At 67.5% G+C, this 7,033-nt stretch carries 5 protein-coding genes and 1 pseudogene; 4 read left to right on the plus strand and 2 right to left on the minus strand.

The window, feature by feature from the left end; translation table 11 throughout:
- Positions 1–303 precede the first annotated feature (303 nt).
- On the plus strand, positions 304–2,370 hold the full coding sequence (locus KZA10_RS05260; RefSeq protein ID WP_218682349.1) for an acyl-CoA dehydrogenase: 2,067 nt from the start codon (positions 304–306) through the stop codon (positions 2,368–2,370).
- Between the two features lie 129 nt (positions 2,371–2,499).
- On the opposite strand, the gene KZA10_RS05265 is transcribed toward KZA10_RS05260, so the two are convergent.
- On the minus strand, positions 2,500–2,946 hold the full coding sequence (locus KZA10_RS05265) for a hypothetical protein (protein ID WP_055869560.1): 447 nt from the start codon (positions 2,944–2,946) through the stop codon (positions 2,500–2,502).
- Between the two features lie 125 nt (positions 2,947–3,071).
- On the opposite strand from KZA10_RS05265, the gene KZA10_RS05270 reads away from it, so the two are divergent.
- Positions 3,072–4,118 carry an NAD(P)-dependent alcohol dehydrogenase gene (locus KZA10_RS05270; protein WP_141386547.1) on the plus strand — a complete coding sequence of 349 codons (1,047 nt, stop codon included), beginning with the start codon at positions 3,072–3,074 and terminating at the stop codon, positions 4,116–4,118.
- A gap of 24 nt (positions 4,119–4,142) precedes the next feature.
- On the opposite strand, the gene KZA10_RS05275 is transcribed toward KZA10_RS05270, so the two are convergent.
- Positions 4,143–5,609: a sodium:alanine symporter family protein gene (locus KZA10_RS05275; RefSeq protein WP_055877871.1), complete on the minus strand. Its 1,467-nt coding sequence runs from the start codon at positions 5,607–5,609 to the stop codon at positions 4,143–4,145.
- A gap of 119 nt (positions 5,610–5,728) precedes the next feature.
- Between KZA10_RS05275 and KZA10_RS05280 the strand changes: the two genes are divergently transcribed.
- Together KZA10_RS05280 and KZA10_RS05285 are read left to right on the plus strand one after the other, a co-directional pair.
- A complete protein-coding gene (locus KZA10_RS05280; RefSeq protein WP_055869567.1) occupies positions 5,729–6,298 on the plus strand; it encodes a DNA-3-methyladenine glycosylase I in 570 nt (189 codons plus the stop codon).
- 599 nt (positions 6,299–6,897) lie between these two features.
- Positions 6,898–7,033: pseudogene (locus tag KZA10_RS05285) on the plus strand (ATP-binding cassette domain-containing protein); the annotation flags it as partial.

Genomic DNA, 7,033 nt, shown 5'->3' on the forward strand with positions numbered 1-7,033 from the left:
GCGCCGCGAACAACTCGAGGTAGCCCGGAGTGCGTGCGTTTCGCTCGGCGATGCTGGAGAAGACCAGCTCGCCGGGTTCGGCAGCCGCCGCGATCGCGCTGAACACGCTCTCGTTGTCGGCTAGGCGCCGCACCGCCGCCCGCGACGCCCGAAGCGGTCCCGCCAGTCCGGACTGTGGTCTGACGACAACGCGGCGGCGAGATGTGCCCGTCGGGCGTTGGAGGATGTGGACAGGGCAGTTCGTCTCTGGTTGTGGCAGACCTACCATGGCTGTAATCCCACTTCCCTCTGAGAGGAACGCACATGGTCGACGCCGCCGTCCGTCCGAAGACGACTCGCACCTCCACCGACACCGCGGATGCGAACCTGCACATCGATGTCGCCCGCGTCAACGACGCCCTGATGGGCACGTGGGGAGACGTACGTCGCCAGGCCCGCGAGATGATCAAGGACTCGGCGTTCTGGCGCAAGGATGAGCTCGGCAAGGACGAGCACCGCGAGCGCGTGCTCAGCCAGCTGCACCTCCTGGTCGAGAACAAGGCCGTGCACCGCGCGTTCCCCAAGTCGCTCGGCGGCGAGGAGAACAACGGCGCGAACATCGCGGGCTTCGAGGAGCTGGTGGTGGCCGACCCCAGCCTGCAGATCAAGTCGGGCGTGCAGTGGGGACTCTTCGGCTCCGCGATCCTTCAGCTCGGCACCGAGCAACACCACGCGAAGTGGCTTCCCGGTGTGATGGACCTCTCGATCCCTGGCGCCTTCGCGATGACCGAGATCGGCCACGGCTCCGACGTCGCGGCCGTCGGTACGACCGCGACGTACGATCCGGCGACGGAGGAGTTCGTGATCAACACCCCGTTCCGCGGGGCGACGAAGGAGTACCTCGGCAACGCGGCGCTGCACGGCGTCGCGGCGACCGTCTTCGCGCAGCTGATCACGAACGGCGTCAACCACGGCGTTCACTGCTTCTATGTGCCGCTGCGCGGCGAGGACGGCGTCGACCTTCCCGGCATCGGCCGCGAGGACGACGGCCTCAAGGGCGGACTCAACGGCATCGACAACGGGCGCCTCTCGTTCGACCATGTGCGCATCCCGCGCACCAACCTGCTCAACCGCTACGGCGACGTCGCAGCGGACGGCACGTACTCCAGCGCGATCGACAGCCCCGGCCGCCGCTTCTTCACGATGCTCGGCACCCTGGTGCAGGGACGTGTGTCGCTCGACGGTGCGGCATCCTGGGCCTCGGCGCTCGGCCTGCACATCGCGATCACCTACGCCACCCAGCGCCGCCAGTTCGACGGTGCGGACGGGCAGGAGGTCGTGCTCATGGACTACGGCAAGCACCAGCGCCGTCTGCTCCCGCGCCTGGCGACCACGTACGCGCAGATCTTCGCGCACGACGAGTTCCTGCAGAAGTTCGACGGCGTCTTCTCCGGCCGCACCGACACCCCGGCCGACCGTGAAGACCTCGAGACCCTGGCCGCCGCCCTCAAGCCGCTGTCGACCTGGCACGCGCTCGACACGCTGCAGGAGGCCCGCGAGGCTACCGGTGGCGCCGGCTTCATGTTCGAGAACCGTCTGGTCGGACTCCGCGCCGACCTCGACATCTACGTCACCTTCGAGGGCGACAACAACGTGCTGCTGCAGCTCGTCGGCAAGCGTCTGCTGACCGACTACGCCAAGCAGTTCCAGGGCAAGGATGCGGCGGCGCTCGCGAAGTTCGCCGTCGGCATGACCGCGGGCAAGCTGTTCCACGGCGCCGGGCTCCGCCAGCTCGGTCAGGCCGTCTCCGACTTCGGTCAGGTGAGCCGCTCGGTCGAGCGGGGTCTGCGTGAGGAGCAGCAGCACGACCTGCTCGCCGGACGCGTGCAGCAGATGGTGGCCGACATCGCCTCCCGCCTGCGCCCCGGTGCGAAGGACAAGGCCCTCGGTGCCCGCCTGTTCAACGAGAACCAGGCCGAGCTCATCGAGGCGGCCCGCGCGCACGGCGAGCTGCTGCAGTGGGAGGCGTTCACCGACGCCGTCCACCAGATCGACGATGAGGACACGCGGAAGGTGCTCACCTGGCTGCGCGACCTCTTCGGCCTGCAGCTCATCGAGAAGCATCTCGCCTGGCACCTGATCAACGGACGCCTGTCGACGCAGCGCGCTGCGGCCGTGTCGAGTTACATCGACCGCCTGTGCGCTCGTCTTCGTCCGTATGCGCTCGACCTCGTGAACGCGTTCGGCTACGAGCCCGAGCACGTGCGCGCGCCCATCGCCAGCGGCCTGGAGAAGCAGCGTCAGGATGAGGCCCGCGCCTACTACGCCGACCTCGCAGCGACCGGTCAGGCGCCGATCCAGGAGAAGGCGCTGAAGAAGAAGCAGCGCTGACCGCCTGCGGTTCAGCCCGGACCTGATCCACCTGTCGGGAGTTCGTGACGAGCGCACGGCGAATCCGCGCGATTCTCCCGACAGGTGCGCATCCTCCCGACAGGTGTTCGGGGAGATGCGGATCGGGTGTCAGGGTGCCGCGGTGAGATCCACTCCGCGTTCGGTGGCCAGGGCCTGGAGCTTCTGCGCCGCGTCGGTCTCGACGCACACGCACGCCTGCAGACCCGCCTCGTCTTCGTCGCGCAGGAGGTAGTAGCTGTCGGTGTCGGTCAGCTGCACGCCGCCGGCGTCGAAGAACAGCCAGCGCACGCGCACGAGCACGAGCCGGTCGGAGAGATCGCGACGCTCGAGCAGTTCGAATCCGACGGAGGCCAGGCCCAGCCGCTGGTAGATCGGATAGGAATGCCGCAGACCGTCGATCATGGCGTCGCGGGATTCGAGCACACCGGAGGAGCGGTCGTTCACGATCGTCCCCGGCGTCGACCACAGACTCGCCGCGGTCTCGGCATCGAATGCGGTCAGGCTGTCCGCATAGCGGGTGAGGTACCGGGAGATCGTGTCGTCGGAGGTGGTCATGGCGTGAGCCTAAGCGTGGCCGAGCGGAGCGCACCCGGCCTTGACAATCGCCGATTCGGCCTGGACGGCCGATTCTCATCCGGTGCTGGGTAGTCTCGGCAGGTACCCGATCCGAGGAGTCCGAGATGTCTGCTGTGAACGCCTATGCCGCACCCCGTGAAGGGGCCCCGCTGGAGAAGACCGTCATCGAGCGACGCGAGCTCGGCCCGCTCGACGTGCTGATCGACATCGCGTTCGCGGGTATCTGCCACTCCGACATCCATACCGTGCGCGGCGACTGGGGGCCTCAGCAGTACCCGCTCGCTCCCGGCCACGAGATCACCGGCACCGTCGCCGCGGTCGGCGAGGGCGTCACCCGGCATGCCGTCGGCGATCGCGTCGGCGTCGGATGCCTGGTGAACTCGTGCGGTGAGTGCCGCAACTGCCTGCGGGGGGAGGAGCAGTTCTGCACCCAGGGGGCCGTCCTCACCTATGGCAGCACGGATCGTGACGGCACCGTCACGCAGGGCGGATACTCCGAGCAGGTCGTGGTCACCGAAGCGTTCGTCCTGAAGATCCCCGACGCGCTGCCCCTGGATGTCGCAGCTCCCCTGCTGTGCGCCGGCATCACGACATACTCACCGCTGCGGCACTGGAACGTCGGACCGGGCACCCGCGTCGCCGTCGTGGGACTCGGGGGCCTCGGGCACATGGGCGTGCAGATCGCGCACGCACTCGGTGCCGAGGTGACCGTGCTCTCGCAGACCCTGAGCAAGAAGGACGACGGGCTGCGGCTCGGCGCCGACCACTATCGCGCGACGAGCGACCAGGAGACCTTCCGTGAGCTGCGGTCGTCGTTCGACGTGATCCTCAACACCGTCAGCGCGGTGATCGATCTGCGCTCCTATCTGAGCCTGCTCGACGTCGGCGGCGCCATGGTGTGCGTCGGAGCTCCCGGCGAACCGCTCTCGGTCGGCGTGATGTCGCTGATCGGCGGCCGTCGCTCGCTCGCCGGCAGCAACATCGGCGGCATCCAGGAGACGCAGGAGATGCTCGACTTCTGCGCCGAGCACGGTATCGCCGCCGAGATCGAGACCATCCCCGCTTCCGACATCAACGCCGCCTACGAGCGCGTGCTCGCATCCGACGTGCGGTACCGGTTCGTCATCGACGCGGCGACCTTCGGCTCCTGACATCGCGGCCGTGGTGGCGGCGGCTCAGCGGCGGCGAGACGTCGGCAGGTCGATCGGTCCGGTGACGGAGAGCTCGTCCTCCCACACCTCGATTCCTCGGACCTCGGGGAGTCGGGCCTTGGTGAAGACCGGATCGAGTCCTTCGCGTCGCTGCTGCGTGTAGTCCTTGAGGAGCTTGAAGGCGACTCCGGAGAGCAGTGCGATCGCCACGAGGTTCACGATCGCCATGAAGCCCATCGCGCCGTCGGCGAAGTTCCACACGACATCGGCCGACACGATCGATCCGACGAACACCGCCCCGATGGCGAAGAGCCGGTAGCCGAGCAGGACGGCGGGTGTCGACGTGATGAACTCGATGTTCGTCTGCCCGTAGTAGTAGTTGCCGAGGATCGAGCTGAATGCGAGCAGGAAGATGATCACGATCAGCAGGATGTTCGACCAGCTGCCGAGCGCACCGACCACCGCTCCCTGCGTCAGCCCGATGCCCCGCTCGGCGTTCGCGAGGTCGGGGACCGAGACGAGGATGATGAACGCGGTGATCGAGCACACCAGGAACGTGTCGAAGTAGACGCCGAGGGTCTGCACCAGACCCTGCTTGACCGGGTGCGTCACCGCGGCACTCGCGCCCGCGTTGGGCGCGGAACCGAGCCCGGCTTCGTTGGAGAACATGCCCCGCTTGACGCCGGTGAGGATGATGTAGCCGAGCGCGGCGCCCACGATCTCGTTCGGCCCGAACGCCTGCGTGAAGATCATGGCGAAGACCTCGGGGAGGCGCTCGATGTGAATCACCACGATGACGAGCCCGAGGAGCAGGTACAGCAGCGCCATGACCGGGACCAGGGTCTGGGTGACGGAGGCGATGCGGCGCACGCCTCCGAAGATCACCAGGCCCATGAGGACCGCGAGCGCCGCGCCGATGGCCCACGGCAGCCATGCGGGGGCCCCGCCGCCCAGGCTCCCCGCGATGGTGGCCTGGATGGTGTTGGCCTGCAGCGAGCTGAACGCGATCGGGAAGCACACGATGAGGATGACGGCGAACAGGACTCCCATCCAACGCGCGCCGAGTCCGCGCTGCATGTAGTACGCGGGACCTCCGAGGAACCCGTCCTTGTCCCGCGTCTTGTACAGCTGCGCGAGCGAAGACTCGATGAACGAGGACGCCCCGCCGATGAACGCCATCAGCCACATCCAGAAGATCGCACCGGGTCCGCCGATCGCGATCGCCGTGCCGACACCGGCGATGTTGCCGACGCCGACGCGCGAGGCCGCGGAGATGGTGAACGCCTGGAACGCCGAGACGGATTGCGGCTCGCCGCTCTCGGTGCGCGGGGTGCGATCCGTCAACGTGCGAAACATCTCCGGGATCAACCGGAACTGCACGACGCCGGAGCGGATCGTGAAGTACAGGCCGAGGAGGACGACCAGGGGGAGGACGATCCACGTCCACAGGTTGTCGCCCCACGTCAGCAGCCACTCGTTCACAGAATCCATGCGCACAGTCTGGTGGAACTGCTCCGATGACACCAGCTTTCGCGCGCACAGCATTCCGGTGGGACGCGTCCGCCTCCGTGTCGGCGCTCGGTGTCGGTCGCCGCGGATAGCCTGACCGGATGACCTCTCTTCTCACGGGCCCCGATGCCCGCGACCGCTGCGCCTGGGTGGGCGACGACGACGAGTACCGTCGCTATCACGATGAAGAGTGGGGCACGCCTCTGCACGGCGACCGCGCGCTGTTCGAGAAGATGGCGCTCGAAGGGTTCCAGGCAGGCCTCTCCTGGATCACGATCCTGCGCAAGCGACCGCGGTTCCGCGAGGTGTTCGCGGGTTTCGAGCCCGAGATCGTCTCCGAGTACGACGAGTCCGATGTCGAGCGCCTGATGGGCGACGCCGGGATCATCCGCAACCGCGCGAAGATCGAGGCGACCATCGGCAACGCCCGCATCGTGCGCGGCATGGCCGAGGGGGAGTTCGACGAGCTGATGTGGTCGTTCGCCCCGGCGGCCCCCGGCGCCCGTCCCGCATCCTTCGCCGACGTCCCCGCCGTCACGCCGGAGTCCACGGCGTTGAGCAAGGAACTGCGTCGTCGTGGGTTCCGATTCGTGGGGCCGACCACCATGTACGCCCTGATGCAATCGGGCGGCATGGTCGACGATCACATCGCAGGCTGCTGGCGGGCCTGATCATCGCGGATGGGCAGAACTGCCCATCCGCGGTATTCCGAGACGCGGTTAGGATGAACGGGTGCTCGGTGGGCCCGGAGGGACCGCCCAGGAGCTAACGAAGAGTGTCACCTGGGGGGGGAACCGGGAATGAAGGCGTTGTCTTGGATACGCGCGCGGCCCAAAACACTGGCGTCCGCCGCCGGTGTCACCGTCGGCGTCATCGCTATCACCACGATGGCCTTCACCTATGAGGGCTTCCCGACCACCAAGGTCGACCTGAACGACGGCGGCGTCTGGATCACGAAGACGTCGAGCCTGCTGGTCGGGCACTTCAACAACGAGTCGACGGTCCTCGACGGTGGTCTGCGCACCACGGGCGAGAACTACGACATCCTTCAGGACACGAGCAACATCCTCGTCGTCGACGAGAACGCCTCCACCCTCACCGCCGTCGATCCCGCACGCGTATCTCTCGGCGACTCCGCAGGCATCCCCTCCTCGGCGAAGGTCGCGCTGGGCAACCGCACGGCCGCGATCCTCGATCAGAAGACCGGCGAGCTCTGGGTCGTCCCTGCCCAGGGCGTCTCGTCTTTCGAGGCAGAGGTGAACGAGCCCGCCGCAGAACAGATGAGCTCTCCGGCGGGCAGCGCCAGCGCGCGTACGTCGCGATGGTCCTGGCGCAGGACACCGAGTTCGTCCTTCTGGACGAGCCGCTGAACAACCTCGACATGCGGCACGCCGTGCAGATGATGA

Origin of the sequence: Microbacterium sp. BF1 (genome assembly GCF_019279095.1) — a bacterium.
Classification (GTDB): domain Bacteria; phylum Actinomycetota; class Actinomycetes; order Actinomycetales; family Microbacteriaceae; genus Microbacterium; species Microbacterium maritypicum.

Coding starts and splice junctions, on each gene's coding strand:
- KZA10_RS05260 (WP_218682349.1), top strand. CDS start 304: ATGGTCGACGCCGCCGTCCGTCCGAAGACGACTCGCACCTCCACCGAC.
- KZA10_RS05265 (WP_055869560.1), bottom strand. CDS start 2,946: ATGACCACCTCCGACGACACGATCTCCCGGTACCTCACCCGCTATGCG.
- KZA10_RS05270 (WP_141386547.1), top strand. CDS start 3,072: ATGTCTGCTGTGAACGCCTATGCCGCACCCCGTGAAGGGGCCCCGCTG.
- KZA10_RS05275 (WP_055877871.1), bottom strand. CDS start 5,609: ATGGATTCTGTGAACGAGTGGCTGCTGACGTGGGGCGACAACCTGTGG.
- KZA10_RS05280 (WP_055869567.1), top strand. CDS start 5,729: ATGACCTCTCTTCTCACGGGCCCCGATGCCCGCGACCGCTGCGCCTGG.